This is a genomic window from Klenkia taihuensis, assembly GCF_900112525.1.
In the GTDB taxonomy this organism is placed as follows: domain Bacteria; phylum Actinomycetota; class Actinomycetes; order Mycobacteriales; family Geodermatophilaceae; genus Klenkia; species Klenkia taihuensis.
Map to the genome: position 1 here is coordinate 501,356 of NZ_FOMD01000003.1, position 19,405 is coordinate 520,760.

Annotated in this window: 18 protein-coding genes and 1 riboswitch; of the genes, 7 read left to right on the forward strand and 11 right to left on the reverse strand. The window is 76.0% G+C overall.

The window, feature by feature from the left end:
- Positions 1 to 46 precede the first annotated feature (46 nt).
- Positions 47 to 208: riboswitch (cyclic di-AMP (ydaO/yuaA leader) on the forward strand.
- Between the two features lie 95 nt (positions 209 to 303).
- A complete protein-coding gene (locus BM158_RS14500) occupies positions 304 to 1,044 on the forward strand; it encodes a VldE C-terminal domain-containing protein (RefSeq protein WP_109504856.1) in 741 nt (246 codons plus the stop codon).
- A gap of 4 nt (positions 1,045 to 1,048) precedes the next feature.
- On the opposite strand, the gene BM158_RS14505 is transcribed toward BM158_RS14500, so the two are convergent.
- Both BM158_RS14505 and BM158_RS14510 read right to left on the reverse strand, forming a co-directional pair.
- Positions 1,049 to 2,488, reverse strand: a complete 1,440-nt coding sequence (locus BM158_RS14505) for a protein adenylyltransferase SelO (protein WP_091560301.1) — start codon at positions 2,486 to 2,488, stop codon at positions 1,049 to 1,051.
- A gap of 19 nt (positions 2,489 to 2,507) precedes the next feature.
- Positions 2,508 to 3,698, reverse strand: a complete 1,191-nt coding sequence (locus tag BM158_RS14510) for a zinc-dependent alcohol dehydrogenase (RefSeq protein ID WP_091560304.1) — start codon at positions 3,696 to 3,698, stop codon at positions 2,508 to 2,510.
- A gap of 176 nt (positions 3,699 to 3,874) precedes the next feature.
- Here BM158_RS14510 and BM158_RS14515 point away from each other — a divergent pair, with 176 nt between their 5' ends.
- Entirely contained in the window at positions 3,875 to 4,144 is a 270-nt protein-coding gene (locus BM158_RS14515) for a YggT family protein (protein ID WP_229827394.1), read from the forward strand.
- Here BM158_RS14515 and BM158_RS14520 read toward each other — a convergent pair.
- Positions 4,138 to 4,515, reverse strand: coding sequence for a hypothetical protein (locus tag BM158_RS14520; RefSeq protein WP_091560309.1), 378 nt, complete (start codon positions 4,513 to 4,515; stop codon positions 4,138 to 4,140). The two genes, BM158_RS14515 and BM158_RS14520, sit on opposite strands and share 7 nt — an antisense overlap.
- Positions 4,516 to 4,521: 6 nt before the next feature.
- Complete coding sequence (locus BM158_RS14525) at positions 4,522 to 5,229, reverse strand: class I SAM-dependent methyltransferase (RefSeq protein WP_091560313.1); 708 nt, start codon at positions 5,227 to 5,229, stop codon at positions 4,522 to 4,524.
- A gap of 62 nt (positions 5,230 to 5,291) precedes the next feature.
- Here BM158_RS14525 and BM158_RS14530 point away from each other — a divergent pair, with 62 nt between their 5' ends.
- Complete coding sequence (locus BM158_RS14530) at positions 5,292 to 6,368, forward strand: DNA glycosylase AlkZ-like family protein (RefSeq protein WP_091560316.1); 1,077 nt, start codon at positions 5,292 to 5,294, stop codon at positions 6,366 to 6,368.
- A gap of 6 nt (positions 6,369 to 6,374) precedes the next feature.
- Here BM158_RS14530 and BM158_RS21375 read toward each other — a convergent pair whose 3' ends face one another.
- The gene (locus BM158_RS21375; protein ID WP_229827393.1) at positions 6,375 to 7,163 is read right to left on the reverse strand and encodes an alpha/beta hydrolase family protein; all 789 of its coding nucleotides are present in this window, start codon (positions 7,161 to 7,163) and stop codon (positions 6,375 to 6,377) included.
- 61 nt (positions 7,164 to 7,224) lie between these two features.
- On the opposite strand from BM158_RS21375, the gene BM158_RS21380 reads away from it, so the two are divergent.
- Together BM158_RS21380 and BM158_RS14545 are read left to right on the forward strand one after the other, a co-directional pair.
- Positions 7,225 to 8,109 carry a leucine-rich repeat domain-containing protein gene (locus BM158_RS21380; RefSeq protein WP_109504849.1) on the forward strand — a complete coding sequence of 295 codons (885 nt, stop codon included), beginning with the start codon at positions 7,225 to 7,227 and terminating at the stop codon, positions 8,107 to 8,109.
- Positions 8,110 to 8,198: 89 nt separating this feature from the next.
- Positions 8,199 to 10,319, forward strand: a complete 2,121-nt coding sequence (locus tag BM158_RS14545) for a DEAD/DEAH box helicase (protein ID WP_091560330.1) — start codon at positions 8,199 to 8,201, stop codon at positions 10,317 to 10,319.
- A 43-nt stretch (positions 10,320 to 10,362) separates the two neighbouring features.
- On the opposite strand, the gene wrbA is transcribed toward BM158_RS14545, so the two are convergent.
- The 4 genes from wrbA to BM158_RS14565 all read right to left on the reverse strand — a co-directional run bounded on the left by wrbA (position 10,363) and on the right by BM158_RS14565 (position 15,226).
- Entirely contained in the window at positions 10,363 to 10,962 is a 600-nt protein-coding gene (wrbA, locus tag BM158_RS14550; RefSeq protein WP_207506602.1) for an NAD(P)H:quinone oxidoreductase, read from the reverse strand.
- A 57-nt stretch (positions 10,963 to 11,019) separates the two neighbouring features.
- Positions 11,020 to 12,324, reverse strand: a complete 1,305-nt coding sequence (locus tag BM158_RS14555; protein WP_207506604.1) for a carboxylesterase family protein — start codon at positions 12,322 to 12,324, stop codon at positions 11,020 to 11,022.
- Positions 12,325 to 12,833: 509 nt separating this feature from the next.
- Entirely contained in the window at positions 12,834 to 13,847 is a 1,014-nt protein-coding gene (locus BM158_RS14560; protein ID WP_091560336.1) for a hemolysin family protein, read from the reverse strand.
- A complete protein-coding gene (locus BM158_RS14565) occupies positions 13,844 to 15,226 on the reverse strand; it encodes a hemolysin family protein (RefSeq protein WP_091560340.1) in 1,383 nt (460 codons plus the stop codon). The genes BM158_RS14560 and BM158_RS14565 overlap by 4 nt, the downstream gene beginning before the upstream one ends.
- 228 nt (positions 15,227 to 15,454) lie before the next feature.
- Between BM158_RS14565 and BM158_RS14570 the strand changes: the two genes are divergently transcribed.
- Both BM158_RS14570 and BM158_RS14575 read left to right on the forward strand, forming a co-directional pair.
- Positions 15,455 to 16,327: an NHL repeat-containing protein gene (locus BM158_RS14570; RefSeq protein WP_091560344.1), complete on the forward strand. Its 873-nt coding sequence runs from the start codon at positions 15,455 to 15,457 to the stop codon at positions 16,325 to 16,327.
- On the forward strand, positions 16,328 to 17,422 hold the full coding sequence (locus BM158_RS14575) for a DUF7507 domain-containing protein (RefSeq protein WP_091560348.1): 1,095 nt from the start codon (positions 16,328 to 16,330) through the stop codon (positions 17,420 to 17,422).
- A gap of 6 nt (positions 17,423 to 17,428) precedes the next feature.
- On the opposite strand, the gene BM158_RS14580 is transcribed toward BM158_RS14575, so the two are convergent.
- Together BM158_RS14580 and BM158_RS14585 are read right to left on the reverse strand one after the other, a co-directional pair.
- A complete protein-coding gene (locus BM158_RS14580; RefSeq protein ID WP_091560351.1) occupies positions 17,429 to 18,019 on the reverse strand; it encodes a pyridoxine/pyridoxamine 5'-phosphate oxidase in 591 nt (196 codons plus the stop codon).
- Positions 18,016 to 19,350 (reverse strand): FAD-binding oxidoreductase, encoded by a 1,335-nt coding sequence (locus BM158_RS14585; protein WP_091560356.1) that lies wholly within the window; start codon positions 19,348 to 19,350, stop codon positions 18,016 to 18,018. Before BM158_RS14585 ends, BM158_RS14580 begins: the two co-directional genes overlap by 4 nt.
- Positions 19,351 to 19,405 lie beyond the last annotated feature (55 nt).

The window sequence follows — 19,405 nt, forward strand, 5'->3', positions numbered from 1 at the left end:
CTGTGCGGAGTGGCTACCGTGGCCGGGTCCGCCCATCCGGGGGGACGCCGTCGAGTCGCCACTGGTCTGGAGAGGCACAGGGCGAACCGGGGACCCAACCGCAGTTCTGGGGTGCATCCCCCGACCGGCCGCGCGCGGCCGCGAGGGGGTAGGGCGACTTCCCGCCCGAACCCGTCAGCTAACCCGGTAGGCGGCATCGGAAGACGTCTGGAGTGCCGCCGCATGGCGACCCCCTCATCCTCTGCGCGTGCCAGTCACCGGCGCGTGCCCACCGGGCGGCGACGCCCGGTCGTGCTCCTCGGCGTGACCGCGACCGGTGCCGTGCTCGCGCACGTGCTGGTCGGGTCCGCACCCGCCGCGCCGGTCGCCGCCACCGAGCCGGTCAGCGTCGCCGCCGAGCTGGGTCTGAGTGCGCAGACCGCGCCCGACATGACCCAGCTGGCCGACCTCGCCGCCAGCCGCAGCAGCCGCGAGGACCAGCAGGCCGCCGCGGCCGCCGCGCAGGCCGCCGCCGACCAGGCGGTGCTGGACCAGCAGGCCGCCGAGGCCGCCGCGGCGGAGGCCGCCGCCGCCGAGGCCGCTGCTGCTGCGGAGGCCGCTGCTGCTGCGGAGGCCGCCGCCGCCGCGTCGTCCTCGTCGTCCTCGGCCGGTTCGGCGTCCGCGTCGACCGCCGCGGTCGCCGGGGTCGCGCAGATCCGCAACTCCGCCGGCCCGGTGTCCTCGCGGGTGCAGGCCGCCGCCGACGCGGTGGTCAGCAACGTGCCCGGCGCGGACTCGATCACCCTCGGCGGGACCCGGCCCAGCGCGACCGACCCCGACGGTCACCCCTCGGGCAACGCGCTGGACTACATGGTCATGACCGACGAGGCCCTCGGCGACGCGATCGTGGCCTACCACCGCGCGCACTGGGACGAACTCGGCGTGGAGTACCTGATCTGGAACCAGCGGATGCTGTCCTCGGCGGGCGGCTCCTGGGTCATGATGGAGGACCGCGGCGGCACGACCGCGAACCACTACGACCACGTGCACGTGAACTACCGCTGACGGGCTACGTCCCGCAGTAGGTGACGTAGGTGCCGGCCGGGCCGGGGGTGCTGAAGCGCTCCAGGCCCGGCCGTTCGTCGTAGGGGGCCCGGAGCACCTCGACCAGCTCGTGCACCGGGCCCAGGTCGCCGTCGGTCGCGGCGGCCAGCGCGGCCTCGACGACGTGGTTGCGCGGCACGTACACCGGGTTGACCCGGTCCATGGCGTCGGCGTCGGGGTGGGCGGCCAGCCAGCGGGCGGCCCAGGCGTCGAACCCGGCCAGGTCCAGCACCAGCTGCCGGGCCGGCTCGGCGTCCCCCCGCGCGGCGGTGCCCAAGGCCCGGAAGAAGCCGGTGTGGTCGGGGTGGTTCGCGTCCAGCAGCGCCTGCAGGTCGGTGACCAGCGCCGGGTCGGCGTCCTCGCCCAGCCCGAGCTTGGCCCGCATCCCCGCGGTCCAGGCCGCCTCGTACCGGGGCAGGAACGTCTCCAGGACGGCGACGGCCTGGCCGATCGCGGTGTCCACGTCGGGGTGCACGAGCGGCAGCAGCGCCTCGGCGAGCCGGGCCAGGTTCCACTGCGCGGCCAGCGGCTGGTTGCCGTACCGGTACCGGCCGCCGGAGTCGATGGAGCTGAACACGGTGTCGGCGTCGTGCGCGTCGAGGAAGGCGCACGGCCCGTAGTCGATGGTCTCGCCGGAGATCGTCATGTTGTCGGTGTTCATCACGCCGTGCACGAACCCGACCAGCATCCACTGCGCCACCAGCTGCGCCTGCGCGGCGACCACGTGCTCGTACAGCGCCAGCGCCGGCACCTCGGCGTCTGCGGCGGCGGGGGCGTGCCGGGCGACGGCGTGGTCCAGCAGCCGGCGCAGCAGGTCGGTGTCGTCGGTGGCCCGGACCAGCTGGAAGGACCCCACCCGCAGGTGGCTGGCCGCCGTCCGGGCGAGGACGGCGCCGGGCTGGCCGGTCTCGCGCTGCACGGTGCGCCCGGTCCCGACCACGGCCAGCGACCGGGTGGTCGGGATGCCCAGCGCGTGCATGGCGGTGCTGACCACGAACTCGCGCAGCATCGGCCCGACCACGGCCAGCCCGTCGCCGCCGCGGGACCAGGGGGTGCGCCCCGAGCCCTTCAGGTGCAGGTCCGTGGTGGCGGGCCAGTCGCCGAGCTCGCCGAGCAGCAGGGCCCGGCCGTCGCCGAGGCGCGGGGAGTAGTTGCCGAACTGGTGGCCGGCGTACCCCTGCGCGACCGGCCGGGCGCCGTCCGGCACCTGGGTCCCGGTGAGGAACCCCAGGCCGGACGGCGTCCGCAGCCAGGCCGGGTCGAGCCCGAGCTGGGCGGCCAGGGCCTCGTCCAGCGCGAGCAGGCGCGGCTCGGGTGCCTCGTCGGCCTGCCACGGCACGGACAGCTCGGGCAGGGCGTCGGCGAAGCGGTGCCCGAGCTGGACGGCGGTCTGCGTGCTGCTCATCCTGGCGACGGTACGACGATCAGACGCCGGCGGGCTTGAGCAGCACCTTTTGCCAGCCCTCCTCCTTGGCCCGGAAGTTCTTGTAGGCCTCGGGTGCGTCCTCGATCGGCAGCCGGTGCGAGGCGAAGGTGTCCACGCCGAGCGGGTCGTCGTCGGTGAGCAGCGGCATGATCTCCGGCACCCACTTCTTGACGTTGCACTGGCCCATCGTCAGCTGCAGCTGCTTGTCGAACAGGGTGAGCATCGGGATGGGGTCGGCGGCGCCGCCGTAGACGCCGGACAGCGAGATGGTGCCGCCGCGCCGGCAGATGTCGATGGCGGAGTACAGCGCGGCCAGCCGGTCGACCCCGGCGGTCTTCTGCAGCGGGGCGGCGAGGACGTCGGGGAGCAGCCCGGCGGCCTTCTGCACGAAGGTGGTGGCGGGGGAGCCGTGCGCCTCCAGGCCGACCGCGTCGACGACGGAGTCCGGCCCGCGGCCGTCGGTCATGTCGCGGATGGCGTCGCCGAGGTCGTCCTCGTGCTCCCGCAGGTCGACCACCTCCACGCCGCGCAGCCGGGCCCGCTCCAGCCGGTCGGGGACCAGGTCGACGCCGATGACGCGGTAGCCCTTGTGCAGGCCGATGCGGGCGGCGAAGTCGCCCACCGGGCCGAGGCCGAGCACGACGAGCGTGCCGCCCTCGGGGACGTGCGCGTAGGCCACGGCCTGCCAGGCGGTGGGCAGGATGTCGGAGAGGTAGGCGAACCGGTCGTCGGCCGGCCCCTCCGGCAGCTTGACGTGGGTGAACTGGGCCTGCGGCACCCGCAGGAACTCGGCCTGGCCGCCGGGGACGGAGCCGTACATCTTCGAGTAGCCGAACAGCGCCGCACCCGACCCCTGGTCGCGCACCTGGGTGGTCTCGCACTGGGTGTACAGGCCGCGGTCGCACATCCAGCAGTGCCCGCAGGAGATCTGGAAGGGGATGGAGACCCGGTCGCCGACCCGCAGGTCGCCGGTCTCGCCGCCGACCTCGACCACCTCGCCCATGGTCTCGTGGCCCATCACGTCGCCGACGCTCATGAACGGGGCCAGCGGCTCGACCAGGTGCAGGTCCGAGCCGCAGATGTTGGTGGTGGTGACGCGGACGATCGCGTCGGTGGGCTGCTGGATGACGGGGTCGGGGACCTCGTCCACCCGGACGTCGCCCTTGCCGTGCCAGGTCACTGCCTTCATGGGGTTCCCCCTCGGTCGCGCGGAACGGTCGCGCCCGTGTTCTCCAGGCCTCGGTCGACCCTCCCCACCCCCGAGGGGGGCTGAAACCGGGCGTGCAGCCGACCCGCAGGCAGCGCACAGGTCGCGCACGAGCGGCGCCGTGACCATCGACGGCAGGAACCACCCGAGGAGATGCCGTGATCGCGTTGCTGGCCACCGTGCTGCTGCTGTTCCAGCTGGTCCTGGTCGCCCGCGTGGTGGTCGACTGGGTCGGCGTGCTGTCCCCGGCCGGGGGCGCCCGCACCGGTGGCGTCCGCCGGGTCACCCACGGCCTGACCGAGCCGGTCATCGCCCCGGTGCGCCGCCTGCTGCCCCCGCTGCGGCTGGGCGGCCTGGGCGTCGACCTGGCGTTCACGGTCGTCTTCCTGGCCGTCGTCGTCCTGCGGTCGGTGCTGCTGGCCTACTGATCGAACAGGACGACGTCCCCGGGCTCGGCGGTGAACGGGTTCGCCCACTCCGACGCGGCACCGGTGATCGGGGCGGCGTCGGTGACCACCGTGCAGGGCCGCCCCGGGTAGACCGCCAGCACCCGCGTGGTCGACGTCAGCTCGACGGTGTGCTCGAGCAGCTCGCCCCGCCGCATCTGCCGCGTGGTGCGGGTGCCGCGCAGCTCCTCCCCGACCGCCGCGGTCCAGCGGGCGCCGTCGGCGTCGAAGGTGAGGGACGCGATCCGCTCCCCGCGCGGGGCGGGCTCGCACGCGGCGAACTCCGCCAGGGCCTCGTAGAGCCGCTCGGCCTGGTCGGGGTCCTCGGCGCGGGGCAGGAAGAAGGCGGGCACGACCGGTCAGGATGCCCGGGCGGTGGCGAACGTGCACACGCCCTCCCCGGGCCCGGGCGGCTGGCGCAGGCCCAGGGCGGACAGCAGCAGCGTCTCGGCCCGGTGCGCGAGCTGCCGCGGGCCCGCGTAGTCGGTGCTGCCCGCGTAGCCGAGCTCGACCTGGTCGAAGCCGGCCTGGCGCAGGTGCTCGGCGAGCATCCAGTCCGGGACGACCGAGATGTGCCCGGGTGCGTAGTAGTGCCGGGGCCCGAACAGGTAGGGCGCGCCGCGCAGCAGGAACTTCAGCCGGGAGTGCGGGTGACCCACGTGCGGCGTGCTGACCAGCACGTGGTCGCCGGGGCGCAGCACGCCGCGGACCTGGCGCAGCACCCGCCGCGGGTTCTCGGTGTGCTCCAGGGTCTCCACGCAGACGACCAGGTCGAACGGGCCCGCGGTGGCGGGGGTCCACTCCGGGTCGTCGAGGTCGAGCCGGTGGATCCAGTCGTGCGGCGGGTCCAGGTCGGTGGGGACGACGTCGAAGCCGGCGGCGCGCAGCCGCAGCGCCAGCGCGCCGCAGCCGGCGCCCACCTCCAGCACCCGCCCGCCGTCCGGGAGCAGCCGGCGGGCGAGCTCGACGGCGTGCTCGTGCACCCCCGGGGCGGCGTGGACCGCGTGGCCCTCGTAGGTGCGCACGGCGGTGGTGCGCTGCACGGTGACGGGTGCGGTGTCGGCCATGCTGCACCCTGTCACGCGCGGACCGCGGGGAGCCGGAACCGCGTCGTACTAGCCTCCCCGACGTGCACCGGCTCGGCGTCGACGAGGCCCGGCGGATCGCCGTCCGGGCCCAGCTGCTGGACGCCGACCGGCCTGCCGGCCTGCTCGGCGTCGTCGACCGGCTGGCCTTCCTCCAGCTGGACCCCACCGCCGCGGTCGCGCCCAGCGCGGACCTCGTGCTGTGGACCCGGCTCGGCGCGGCGTACCGGCCCGAGGAGCTGCGGCGGGCGCTGGACGTCGACCGCACCCTGTTCGAGCTGCACGCCTGTGTCCGGCCGATGGCCGACCTGCGGCTGTTCCGGGCGCGGATGCAGCGCGCCCCGGAGTACCTGCGGCCGCGGGAGTGGCTGGCCGCCAACCGGGCCTTCGCCGCCGACGTGGTCGCCCGGCTGCGCGCCGACGGGCCGCTGCTGTCCAAGGAGATCCCCGACACCGCCGCCGTGCCGTGGGCCTCGACCGGCTGGACCGGCAACCGCAACGTGACCCAGATGCTGGAGGTGCTGGCCGGGCGCGGCGAGGTCGCGATCGGCGGCCGGCGCGGCAAGCAGCGGCTGTGGGACCTCGCCGAGCGGGTCTACCCCTCCGACGTCGAGGTGCTGCCGTTCGCCGAGGCCGAGCAGGAGCGGGACCGGCGCCGGTTGCGCGCGCTGGGCATCGCCCGGTCGCGGACCGACCAGTCGTCGGTGGAGGCCAACGACGTCGGCGAGGCCGGGGAGCCCGCCGTGGTGGACGGCGTGCCGGGGGAGTGGCGGGTCGACCCCGACCAGCTGGGCCGCACGTCCACCGGCCGCACCGCGCTGCTCTCGCCCTTCGACCGGCTGGTGCACGACCGCCGCCGGGCGCTGGAGCTGTTCGGCTTCGAGTACACGCTGGAGATGTACAAGCCGGCCGCCGCGCGCCGGTGGGGCTACTTCGCGCTGCCGGTGCTGCACGCCGACCGGCTGGTCGGCAAGGTCGACGCCGCCGCCGACCGCCGGGCCGGCACGTTCACCGTCGCCGCCGTCCACCAGGACGTGCCCTTCACCCCGGCCGTGACCGAGGACGTCGACGCCGAGCTCGCCGCCCTCGCCGACTGGCTCGGCCTCGCCCTGCGCCGCTGAGCCGGGTCAGCCCGCCAGGTCGGCCAGGAGGCCGAGCTGGGTCCGCCAGACCGGGGACGACGGGTCGATGAGCACGAAGTGGTCGCCGTCGACCTCGGTGAGGGTGGCGTCGGCGCCGGCCGCGGTGGCCGCCTGCACGTAGGTCACCGACTGCGACAGCGGCACGTTGGTGTCGGCCCGGCCGTGCACGCACCGCACGGGGACCGGCAGCGGCACCTGCTGCAGCGGGTCGACCGCGGCGTCCACCGGGCCGCCGACGAAGGCCTGCACCGCCCCCGCGCCCAGGTCCTCGGCCTCCGCGCCGCGCAGGTCCAGCACGCCGGCCTGCGACACCGCGCCGGTCAGCGGGACCCGCGCACCCCGGCGCCCGGCGGCCCACACCGCCAGGTGCCCGCCGGCGGAGTGGCCCAGCGCCAGCACCGTGGACAGGTCGAGGTCGGTGGTGGCCAGCGCGTCGATGCCGGCGGCGACGTCGTCCAGCGTGGCCGGCACGCCACCGCCGTCGCCCACCCGGCGGTACTCCAGGTTCCACGCCGCCCACCCCTCGGCGGCCAGCGCCCCGGCCAGCGGCGCGCCGAGCGAGGCGTCGTACTGCGCCCGCCAGAAGCCGCCGTGGATGACCACCACGACCCCGCGCGGGGTGCCCTCGGGCCGGTACAGCTCGGCCCACTGGCTGGGGTCGTCGCCGTAGGCGGTGCGGGAGCCAGGGGCGGGGGGGCGCGAGCAGCCGGCGGTCACCGCGCCGAGTGTGCCCCAGGCGGCCAGCTGCAGCAGGGTCCGTCGACGCAGGGGCACGCCCGGGGTTCGCAGCGCGGCGCCGTCCCGGACTGGGTGCGTCCGGCTACGGTCGCGAGCCGTGCGCGTGCTCCGGTCGCTGGTCACCGTCGCGCTGCTCGCCGTCGCCGGGTGCGGGTCCGGCGAGCTCGGCGGCGGGCGGCCGGTGCTGGAGGTGTTCCCCGACGCCGTCCTCGCCGACTGCGTGGTCGCCGCCGCCGGGGTGCCCTCGAGCTCCTCGCCGGTGACCCCGCAGGGCCTGGCCGCGATCACCGAGCTGCAGTGCGACGGGCAGCGGTCCACCGCGGGCCCGGTCCGGTCGCTGGAGGGCGTGCAGGAGCTCACCGGGCTCACCACCCTGGGCGTCGCGCACAACGCGATCAGCGACCTCGGCCCGCTGGCCGGTTCGTCGATCGGCACGCTGACGCTCACCGACAACGACGTCACCGACCTCTCCCCGCTGACCGGTCTCCCGCTGGTCGACCTGGGCCTGTCGCAGAACCCGGTCGCGGACCTCGCGCCGCTGGCGGGGACGACGACGCTGCGCACGCTGGGCGTCGCGGCGGCGCAGCTGACCGACATTCCCCCGCTGGCCGGGCACGACGGGCTCGCGGAGCTGGACCTGTCCTCGAACGGGGTCGTGGACGTCGCGCCGCTGGCGGGGCTGGCGAACCTGGACACCGTGCGGCTGGCGCGCAACGCCGTCGTCGACCCCGCGCCGCTGGGCACCGTGCCGACGCTGCTGGTCCTCGACCTGTTCGGCAACCAGGTGGCCGACGTCACCGGGCTGGCCGGCGCACCGCTGCTGCAGGAGCTGCAGCTGGGCGCGAACCCGGTGACCGATCTCCGGCCGCTGCTGCGGGTGGGTACGCTCATCAACCTGGGGCTGGACGAGACCGACGGCACCCGCCTGACCGGCGTCGCCGAACTGCGCGCCGCCGGGGTCTCGGTGAACGGGCTCGCCTGACCGGATCGCCGGTCACGCCGCCGTCCCCGCAGGGTGCGCCGCCGTGTGCGACGGGCGGCGCCGCACAGCACGTCTTCTGGAGGTAGCGAGTGGCTCGAGCAGGCCAGCGTCGTGACGGCGCTCGCCGCACCGCCGGTCGGGGTGGCCACCGGCCGCGCAACGGCGACCTGGTCGCCGAGCTCGCCCGCGCCGTCCGCGACGTCGAGGCCGCGGCCAAGCGCAACCGGGTGACCCCGACGGTGCGGGCCACCTTCCAGGCCGTCGCGCTGCTGCTGCGCGAGGAGCGCGCGCGGGTGCGGACGGCGGCGGTCAGCGACAGCCACCGCACCGAGCAGCTCAAGCGGCTGGAGGGCCTGGCCACGATCATGGCCACCACCGCCGTCCGCGACGCCGGCCTGCTGGCCCTGCTCGCCGACGAGGCGGTGCCCTCGGAGGCCGCGCGCCGCATCGCCAAGGAGATGAAGCGCGACCTCGGCGTCGAGGTGGAGGAGGAGCCGGAGCCCGAGCCGGTCGCCGTCGCCCCGGTCGAGGCCACCCGCCGCGTCGTCCCGCAGTCGGTCGCCGCCCGGCAGCTGGCCAACCCCTTCCTCGCGCCGGACTACGACGCCGGCGCCGCCCAGCGGGGCCCCCGGCCCGGCCGGCTGGCCGGCTGGGAGCTCATGGGTCCGCTGCTGGCCTCCTTCGAGCGGGCCGGCGGCGGCGCCCCCGCCTGCATGCCGCTGCCCTTCCCGACGCAGCGGTTCACCCCGGCGGGCCTGGAGCTCATGCCGCACCAGGGCCAGCTGGTCGCCGCCGTCGCCGAGGGGCACCGCAGCTTCCTGCTCGCCGACGAGCCCGGCCTGGGCAAGACCGCGCAGGCGCTGCTGGCCGCCGAGGCCGCGATGGCCTACCCGCTGCTGGTCGTCGTCCCCAACGTGGTGAAGACCAACTGGGCCCGCGAGGCCGCGCTGTGGACGCCGCACCGGCCGGCCACCGTCGTCCAGGGGGACGGCGACACCGTCGACGGGTTCGCCGACATCGTCGTCGTCAACTACGAGGTGCTGGACCGGCACCGCGGGTGGCTGGAGGAGTTCGGCTTCCGCGGGATGGTCGTGGACGAGGCGCACTTCATCAAGAACGTCACCTCGCAGCGCTCCCAGCACGTGCTCGCGCTGTCGGCCGGGCTGCGGGTGCGCACCGCCAAGCCGTTGCTCATGGCGCTGACCGGCACCCCGCTGATCAACGACGTCGACGACTTCCGCGCCATCTGGCGCTTCCTCGGGTGGGTCGACGAGACCAAGCCGCTGGCCCAGCTCACCGAGTGCCTGGAGGCCACCGGCTACGTCCCGGCCGACCGGGAGTTCTACGAGGCCGCCCGCCGGTGCGTCGTCGACATGGGCATCGTGCGCCGCCGCAAGGTCGACGTCGCCGCCGACATCCCCGCCCGCCGGATCGCCGACCTGCCGGTCGAGCTGGACGGCGCCGTGGGCCGCTCCATCCGGGCCGCCGAGCGCGAGCTGGCGCAGCGGATGGTGGCCCAGTACCGGTCGGCGATGTCCTACCGCGACGTCGTCGACGACGAGCTCGACATGGACCTGGTGCGCCGGGTGGCCAAGAGCGAGCTCAAGGACGCGATGACCCGCCAGACCGGCGAGAACGTGTTCTCGATGATGCGCCGGATCGGCCTGGCCAAGGCCGAGCTGGCCGCCGACTACGCCGCGCAGCTGGCCCGCAGCGCCGGCAAGGTCGTCTTCTTCGCCAAGCACATCGCGGTCATGGACGCCGCCGAGGCCTCCTTCGAGAAGGCCGGCGTGCGGTTCTCCTCCATCCGCGGGGACCAGACGCCCTCGGTCCGGCAGAAGGAGGTCGACGCCTTCGTCAACGACCCGGGCGTGCAGGTCGCGGTCTGCTCGCTGACCGCCGCCGGCGTCGGGCTGAACCTGCAGGTGGCCTCCAACGTCGTGCTCGCGGAGCTGTCCTGGACCGACGCCGAGCAGACCCAGGCCATCGACCGCAGCCACCGGATCGGGCAGACCGAGCCGGTCACCGCGTGGCGGATCATCGCCGCGCAGACCATCGACTCCCGCATCGCCGAGCTCATCGGCTCCAAGGCCGGGCTCGCCGCCCGCGCGCTGGACGGCTCGGACGAGGAGGTCGCGGCCACCGGCGACGTCCAGCTGGAGGCGTTGGTCGCGCTGCTGGTCGACGCGCTGCGGGCCGAGACCGCCTGACCGGTCCCGGGGACGGCGGTCGCCGCCGTCCCCGGGTCGGTGGTCAGCCGCGGATCTTCGCGGTGATCTCCGCCAGCCGCCTGCCCTGGTAGCGGGCCGCGGTGAGCGCCTCGTCGCTGGCCGCGGCCGAGTTGCCGGCCGAGGGCACCGAGGTGCCGTAGGGGTTGCCGCCCGCGGCGAACAGCAGCGGGTCGGTGTAGCCCGGGGGCACGATGACCGCGCCGAAGTGCGAGAACACGTTGAACAGCGTGAGGATCGTGGACTCGTTGCCGCCGTGGGTGTTCTGCGCGCTGGTGAAGGCGGTGGCGCCCTTGTTGGCCAGGGTGCCGTTGGCCCACAGGCCGCCGAGGGTGTCGATGTAGGCCTTGAGCTGGGCGGACGGCGTCCCGAACCGGGTGGGGGTGCCGAAGGCGTAGCCGTCGGCCCAGGCCAGGTCGTCGGGGGTGGCGACCTCGACGCCGGACACCTCGTCCAGGTGCGCCCGCCACGCCGGGTTGCTGTCGATCGCGGCGTCGGGGGCGGTCTCGGCCACCCGGCGCAGGCGCACCTCGGCGCCGGCCTCCTGCGCGCCCTCGGCGACGGCCTGCGCGAGCTGGTGGGTGTTGCCCGTCGAGGAGTAGTAGACGACGGCGATGTTGGTCACGGGGGTCCTCCCGGTCGCGGATCTGGTTGCACGCTCAATCGTCGAAGACGTGCACCGTCACCGCAACCGGCGGGTGCGGAGGAACCCGGGGACGTCGACCTCCTCGACCGTCCCCGTGCGGGCGAACCCGGCCCAGACCGCCCGCAGCTCCCGGCCCCTGCGCTCGACCTCGGACCAGGGGACCCCCGCCAGCAGGGGCGCCCCGCGCCACGCCTGCGCCGAGCCGAACAGCAGCGGGAGGTCGGTGCAGTGCGCGGCCCGCAACGGTGCCCCGGGTGCGCCCCAGTCCAGCCGGTAGGTCGACGCCCGGCCACCGGCCCGGGCGTGCCGCCGGGCCAGCGACCGCACCGCCCGGCCGTAGACCACCCAGCTGGCCAGCGCGACCGCGGCCCGGGCCAGCAGCGGCACCCGCCGGACGACGGCGAGCCGCTCGGGCAGGCCGGGCAGGAACAGCGCCACCTCCCGCGCGGTGCTGCCCACCAGCAGGTCGACGTGCGCGGCGGCGGCCGACCAGGCGGCGTCCACGGCGTCCTCGGCCGGCAGCGGCGGGTGGCCGTACCGGGTGCCGAAGGGCATCGCCGCCACCAGGCCGAACGGTGCGGCGGCGGCCTCGACGCGGGCCTCGGCGGCCAGCAGCTCCGCCAGCGGCGTGCCGGCGTCCAGGTCGCCGGCGGCGGCGTCCATGGCCGCGGACATCCGGGCCCGGCCGCGGCTGATGCCCAGCGGCGCGCTCTGCACGACCGCCCGCCGGAAGAGGCCGCGGGCGCCGTCGGCGGCCATCAGGTGGGCGACGGCGTCCCCGCCGGCCGAGTGGCCGAACACGGTGACGGCGTCCGGGTCGCCCCCGAACCCGGCGATCGCCCGCTGCACCCAGCGCAGCGCGGAGAGCTGGTCGAGCAGGCCGAGGTTGGCCTGACGCGGGCCGCCACCCAGGTAGCCGAGCAGGCCGAGCCGGTAGGTGACCGCGACCAGCACCACGCCCTGCTCGCGCACCAGCGGCCGCGGGTCGAAGACGGGGGAGTCGCCGGCGCCGGCGCGGTAGGAGCCGCCGTGCAGGAACACCATCACCGGGGCGCCCTGCACACCGGCGGGGGCGGTGACCGACAGCCGCAGGCAGTCCTCGTCGACGACCAGGTCGCCCATCGGGTCGACGAGCAGGTCGTCCAGCAGCGGGGTGGGGTTCTGCGGACAGGCGGGGGCGAGCCGGGTGGCGTCGACCGGGTCGGCGGCCGCGGGCTCGTCGACCGGGGCGCGGAACCGCTCGGCGCGGGCGTACCGGATCCCGGTGGCCCGCACCAGGTCGCCCTCCCGCCGGGCGAGGAAGGTGCCCGCTGCGGTCTCGACGGTCACGGGCGTCTCCACCGCCGCGACGCTACGGCGCACCCTCCGCCGACAGCCGATGCACGCCACGGGTGACGGGCGTCGAGTGTGCAGCCACCGCCCTTCGGGACCGCTCGCGGGGGCGGTGGCTGCGCACTCGGGCCGCCGCGTGCGCCGCCGACCGGTCGCCCGTGCGGCGCACCCGTGCATCGAGCGGCCAGCAGCCGACCTCGCCGCACCCGCACCCGAGCAGCGTCACCGTCCGCCCGGGCGCGGGGCCGACGGACGCGTGCCCCTGGTCGAGCGGCGCCGGCGCGTAGCCCCCGACGACGTCGACACCGCGCTCTGCCTCGTAGGCGGCCACCAGGTCGACGAGGGCCTCGCCGTCGACGAGGGGGAGGGCACCCGCGCAGTCCCCGAACCGCGGCCGGCCGGGTCACCACCTCCGACGGCGTCCTCCTGCGCGGAAGTCCGTCCTCCTGCGCCAGATCTGGTGCAGGAGGACGGACGTCGACCAGGGGCCCTGATCAACGCTGACCGGGCGGCGGGCGTCAGGCGACCGGCTCGGGCTGCGGGAACAGCCGGCGCAGCACGTCGGCCAGGGTGACCACGCCGGTCACCCGGTCGCCGTCGGTGACCACGGCCAGGTGGTTGCGGGTCTCCTGCATCCGCTGCAGCGCGGTGGCCACCGGCGTGCCGGCCGTCAGCGCGAACACCGGCCGGCCGACCGGCGCGGCCGGGGCGTCGTCGGGCAGCACCAGGGTGTCCCGGACGTGGACGACGGTGCCCAGCCGGTCGCCGTCCCCGAGCAGGATCCGCAGGTGGCCGCTGGACCGGGTGGCGGCGCGGACGTCGCCCGCGGTGGCCGACCCCGGCACGGAGGCCACCGGCCCGCCGTCGACGAGGTCGGCGACGGTGAGCTCCTGCAGCTGCAGGGCCCCGGCGATCTGGCTGGAGAAGCCCTCCTCCAGGGCGCCGACCTCGACCGAGTGCTCGACCAGCACCCGCAGGGTGTCGGGGCTGTGGCCGGCCGCGACCTCGTCCACCGGCTCGACCCCGACCCGGCGCAGCATCCAGTTGGCACTGCCGTTCATGGCCCTGAGCGCCGGGCGGAACAGCCACATGAAGGCCCGCATGGCCGGGCCCAGCAGCACCGAGGACCGCTCCGGGTGCGCGATCGCCCACGACTTCGGCGCCATCTCGCCCACCACCAGGTGGATGAACGTGACCACGAACAGCGAGACCACGAAACCGGTGACGTCCGCGGCCACCGGCGGCAGGCCGACCGACTCGAACGCGGGGGTCAGCCACGCGTCGACGGCGGGCTTGCTCAGCGCACCGAGGGCCAGGACGCAGGCGGTGATGCCCAGCTGCGCGCCGGCCAGCACCAGGGTCAGCTCGGCGGAGTTGCGCAGCGCCGCGCGGGCGGAGCGGCTGGTGGGCGCCATCTCCTCGAGCCGGTGCCGCTTGGCCGCGAGGGCCGCGAACTCGACGGCGACGAAGAACGCGCTCAGCGCGACGATGACCACGGTGGCCGGGACGACCACCCACGGGTCGGCGCTCATCGGGCCTCCTCCACGGCGGGCTGGTCGGCGGACCCGGGCAGGTGCAGCCGCACCCGGGTGGGCACGTGCCGCTCGACCGCCAGCACCTCGACCTCGGCGTGCCGGACCGTCGGCTCGTCCTCGTGCACCAGTTCGGCGGGGTCGGGCGGCAGCTCGACGCGCACCCGCTCGCCCTCGCCGGGCAGCCCGCCGTGGGCGGCGATGACCAGCCCGGCGACGGTCTCGAAGTCACCGCGCGGCAGGTCGACCCCGACCGCGCGCTCGACCTCGTCGACCGGCACGTCGCCGGCCATCTCCCAGCTCCCGCCGGCGTCGACCGGCAGGCCGACCAGCTCGGGGTCGTGCTCGTCGCTGATCTCGCCGACCAGCTCCTCGGCCAGGTCCTCCACGGTGACGACGCCGGCCAGCGCGCCGTACTCGTCGACCACGCAGGCCAGCTGGTTGCGGGTGGCGGTCAGCTCGGCGAGGACGGCGGGCAGCGGGGTCAGGTGCGAGACGACCACGGCCGGCCGCGCGATGGCGGACACCGGCGCGTCGTCGTCCTCGGTGGTGGTGAGCAGGTCCTCCAGGTGCACCACCCCGGTGACGTCGCCGTCCGAGGCCGACAGCACCGGGTAGCGCGAGTGGCCGGTGGCCATCAGCTCGCGCAGCCGGCCCAGGGTGTCGGCCTCGGCCACGGTGTCGACCCGGTGGCGGGGGACCATCGCGTGCTCGGCGTCCTGCTCGGGGAAGTCGATGATGCGGTCCAGCAGCACCGACAGCTCCGGCGGTAGGTCCCCGCTGGCCTTCGAGTCGGCCACGATGCTGTCCAGGTCGCGCGCGGTGGCGGAGTGCTCGACGTCGTGCACCGGCTCGATGCGCAGCGCGCGCAGCAGCAGGTTGGAGGACTGGTCGAAGAACCAGATCAGCCAGCCGAAGACCTTGAGGTAGACCACCGTCGAGGTGGCCAGCCAGCGCGAGACCGGCTCGGGCCGGGCGATGGCCAGGTTCTTCGGGAACAGCTCGCCCAGCAGCATCTGCACCAGGGTGGACAGCACCAGCGCGGCGACCGCGCCGACGGCGATGCCCACGCCGGTCGGGACGCCGACGCCGCCGAGCAGGGTGCCCAGGCTCTGCCCGACCAGCGGCTCGGCGGTGTAGCCGACCAGCAGGCCGGTGACGGTGATGCCCAGCTGGGCGCCCGACAGCATGAAGGAGGTGCGGCGGGTGACCTGCAGCGCCCGTCCCGAGGCGCCGTCACCGGCCTGCGCGCGGGCCCCGAGGCGGGAGCGGTCCACCGACATGTAGGCGAACTCCTGCGCCACGAAGTAGCCGGTGGCGACGGTGATGGCCAGCACCACCAGCACGCCGAGCAGGAGGGTCAGGACGGCGGCGGTCATGTCGGGGTCCTGCGGTGCGGGTCGGCGGTCACGGGTCTGTGGCTGTCGGCCATGGCTCTTCCGGCTCGGGGACGGGACGACGGCGGACCTCGGTCCGCCGTCGCGCCGCCAACGAACGGTGCCGGGCAACCGTTCCTGGGCGCGCGCTGTGCACCCGGCCCACCCGCAGGGGTGAGGCCGCCCGCACCCGGATGGTTTGAGGGGACTGGATCGTCCGATATCCGGGCCGTGACTCCACCGCGCCGCGCCTCCCTGCGCCCCGTCGCCGGCGCCCTGCTGCTGGCCGCGGCGGCGACGGGGCTGTCCTGGGGCCAGGCGCCCCCGGCCTCGGCTGCACCGTCGTGCCAGCAGGCGCACCTGCTGGTCAACACCGGGACCACGTCCGGCCAGGAGCAGCTGCTGCGCTACGACCCCACCGGTCGGCTGCGTGCCTCCGTCCCGGCCCAGCGGCCCTACGGGGACGTCGCCGTCCTGCCCGACGGCACGCTCTTCGGCGTCGACCTCGACACCGGCGCGGACACCCTGTACCGGGTCGACCTCGGCACCGGCGCGGAGACCGCGTCGGTGCCCATCACCGGCCCGCCCGGGCTCACCTACGACGCGCTGAGCGGCGCACCGGACGGCGACCTGCTGCTCGGTGCCCACCAGGACGACCGGGTCCTGGAGGTGGACCCGGCCACCGGCGCCACCACCCTGTTCGCGACCCTGCCGCCCGGCTACGGCTCCGCCGGCGACTTCCTCACCCTGGCCGACGGCGACGTGCTGGCCGTGGCCGAGGGCGGCGGGGGCAACGCCCTGGTCCGCATCCACCCCGGTGGGGCCACCACGCTCATCGGCACCGTGCCGGAGTCCTACGGCGCCATGCAGTCCGGCGGCCAGGTCTACCTGGCCGGCAGCGACGGCACCGTCCGCCGGGTCGACGCGCTGCCGACGACGGCGGGCACCGCGCCGCTGCCGACCACCGACGTCGTGTCGACCGGGACCGACCTCTACGGCGCGACGTCCGTCGGCGACGCCGGCCTGTGCGCCGACCTGGTCACCGACCTCGCGGTGTCGCCCGCCGACGGCGCGGTCGTCGACGCCGGGGGCACCGCCACCTAGGTGCTCACCCTCGACAACACCGACGGCGCCGCCGCCGCGCAGGTGGACTCCGTGCTGGTGCTCGACGGCGTGCTCGACGACGCCGTGGTCGAGGCGCCGGCCACGGCCACACCCGGCTCCGGGGTCCAGGTCGGGCCGCTGACCGGGGGCCGCATCGAGGTCGGTGGCCTGCTGCCGCCGGGCACCACCGCCACCGTCACCCTCCGCGTCCGGGTCACCCCGTCGGGCACCGGCGACCACCTGCTGCGCGCCCTGGTCGTGCCCTTCGGCACCCCGGTCCCGGCGAGCTGCGCCCCCGGGTCGCCCGGCTGCACCGAGAACCTCGTCGCCGACCTCGCGCTGACCCAGAGCGGCACCCCGGTGACCCGGACCGGGCAGACCGTGACCTGGACGCACCGGGTGACCAACACCGGCCGCGCCGCGCTCACCGGGCTCGTCGTCACCGGGCCCGGGGGCGGTCCGGTGAGCTGCCCGACCACCTCGCTGGCGCCCGGCGCCGCCACCACCTGCACCGCCACGACCACCGCGACCCAGGCCGACGTCGACACCGGCACCCTCACGGCGTCCGCCACCGCCCGGGCCGGCCGCGGGGGCGCGACCCTGCAGGCGGCCCCGGCGTCCGCGGTGGTCGCCGTCCCGGCCGCGCCCGCGCTGACCGTCACCCAGACCGGCCGGCTGGCCGGCGACCGGGTGCGCTGGACCTACCGGGTCACCAACACCGGCACCGTCACCCTGCACGGGCTGGCCGTCACCGGGTCCGGCGCCACCGCGGTGACCTGCCCGGTCGCGGTCCTCGCGCCCGGCGCGCACACCACCTGCACCCTCGAGACCACCCCGACCGACGCGGACCGGGCGGCGGGCGCCGTGACGGGGACGGCCGTCGCCTCGGCCCTGCCGCCGGGCGCCTCCGCGCCGGTGGTGTCGGCGCCCGCGCAGGCCACGGTGCGCCTGCCGGCCGCCCCCGCACCGCAGGCCGCGCCGCCCCGCGACCTGCCGGTCACCGGGGTCGAGGGTGCGCGGACCACCGGTGCCGCGCTGGTGCTGCTCGGCACCGGCACCGCCGCGCTCACCCTGGCCCGGCGCCGCCGGGCCTGACCCGGGTCAGCCGGCCAGCCAGCGGCGGGCCCAGCCGGACCCGTCGCGACGGAACTGCAGCCGCCGGCTGGCGGTGTCCGCCCCGCCGGCCCAGAACGTCAGCTCGACGGGGGCCACCCGGAACCCCACCCAGGACGGCGCCGGCGGCGACCCGGCGTCCGTGGGCACGTCGGCGGCCCAGGCCGCCACCCGGCCGGCGCGGTCGCGCGCGGCCAGGTCGTCGTCGTTGAGCCAGGCCAGCCGGCGCAGGTGGTCCGACCGGGCCGCCCACACCCGGGCCGCGGACGCGTCGGCGTCGGGGACGACGTCGCCGCGCACCACCAGCTGACGGGTGGACCCGGGCCAGCTGAGCACCAGGGCGGCCCGGGGGAGGACGTCCAGCTCGGCGACCTTGCGGCTGGACCGGTGGGTGTGGAAGGCGAACCCGGACCGGTCCACCGCGCTGACCAGCACGGTGCGGGCGTTCGGGTAGCCGTCGGCGCCGGTTGTGGACAGCACCGCCTGCGGCCGGTCGGCGTCGTCGTCGGCGGGCAGCCAGTCGGCCACCAGCTCCCACGGGTCGTCGCCGGGGTCGGCGTCGGCCTGCAGGTCGATCACCGGACGGCGCCCTTGGTGGGGCCGCCGTAGTCGGGGTTGAGCTTGCCCGGGTTGAGCAGGCCGCCGGGGTCGGTGCGCCGGGCGGTCTCGACCGTGCGGGCGAGCTGGAAGTCCACGTTCCACTGGTGCGGGTCGTGCACGCCCACGCCGAGGGCCTCCAGCGCCGCGATGCCCTCGCGCACCTGCTCGGGGCTGCGGTAGACCCCGGCGAGCATGCCGATCGGCCCGGAGTGGCCGACCTCGTTGTGCAGCAGCGCACCCTCGAAGACCTGGTGCACCTCGTCGACCCGGTCGACCAGCGCCTGGCCGCCGACCTCGAGGTGGAAGTAGACCCCCGGGGCGCTCTTCTGCAGCCACTCGATGGGGTGGTTGTAGCTGAGCACGCTGAGGCCCAGCGGCACCTGCGGGCCCTCGCGCACGTCCTCGACGCGCCCGCCGGCCGCCTCCACCGCCGCGCGGGCGGCCTCGACCGTGGAGGCCTCCAGGATCCCGCGCACGCTGGCCCGCCCGGCCGGGAACGCCGGGTCCTCGGGCAGCGCGGCGGTGATCTCGGGGGTGTCGGCCGAGACCAGCCGCGGCGTGGGCTCCAGCTTCCCCAGCGCCACCATGACGGCCTGCGCGGTGCGGAAGTCCGCGCAGCTGGCGTAGAACCCGACCCACTCCTGCAGCGGCTCCAGCCGCACGGTCGCGCGGGCGATGACCCCCGCCGTCCCGTAGTTGTGCACGTAGAGCTGGGCCTCCTCGCCCTCGACGTGCACCAGCTCGCCGGAGCCGTCGGCGTGCACCACGTCCAGGGCGGCGACGAAGCCGGCGTCGTTGGTGCCGTGCACGATGCTGCCGGTGCCGCCGGACCCGCCGGCGAGGAAACCGCCCAGCGAGCTCTGCACCGTCGAGGGGTACATCCACAGCTGCTGGCCGGTGGCCTGCGCGGCCCGCTCGCAGGTGACCATCGGGGTGCCCGCCTCGGCGGTGAGCAGGCCGTCGGTGACCTCGACGACCGCGCGGGCCCGGGAGAGGTCGAGCACCAGGCCGCCGGCCATCGGGATGCCCTGCCCGTAGTTGCCGGTGCCCTTGCCGCGCGGGGTCACCGGCACGCCCAGCCGGACGGCGGCGGCCACCGCCTGCGCGGCGAGCTCCGCGGTGGTGGGGAAGGCGACCAGGTCGGCGACGCCGAGGGGCAGCAGCTCGCTGATGATCGGGCTCATCCGCGCGCCGTCCACCGAGACCCGTTCGCGCACCCGCAGCTCGCTGCTGACGTTGCGCTCGCCGAGCAGCGCGGCGAGCTCGGTCTCCAGCTGGGACAGGGCGGTGGGGGCGGCCGTCGTCGTCACGCCGTGGACGGAACCGCACCGCGGTTACATCCGTGTGACCCTTCTGCGTCATCTG

Excerpts from the sequence above, each read along its gene's own strand:
- BM158_RS14565 (WP_091560340.1), bottom strand. The coding sequence starts at position 15,226 with ATGACCGCCGCCGTCCTGACCCTCCTGCTCGGCGTGCTGGTGGTGCTG.
- BM158_RS14505 (WP_091560301.1), bottom strand. The coding sequence starts at position 2,488 with ATGAGCAGCACGCAGACCGCCGTCCAGCTCGGGCACCGCTTCGCCGAC.
- BM158_RS14560 (WP_091560336.1), bottom strand. The coding sequence starts at position 13,847 with ATGAGCGCCGACCCGTGGGTGGTCGTCCCGGCCACCGTGGTCATCGTC.
- BM158_RS14525 (WP_091560313.1), bottom strand. The coding sequence starts at position 5,229 with ATGGCCGACACCGCACCCGTCACCGTGCAGCGCACCACCGCCGTGCGC.
- BM158_RS14510 (WP_091560304.1), bottom strand. The coding sequence starts at position 3,698 with ATGAAGGCAGTGACCTGGCACGGCAAGGGCGACGTCCGGGTGGACGAG.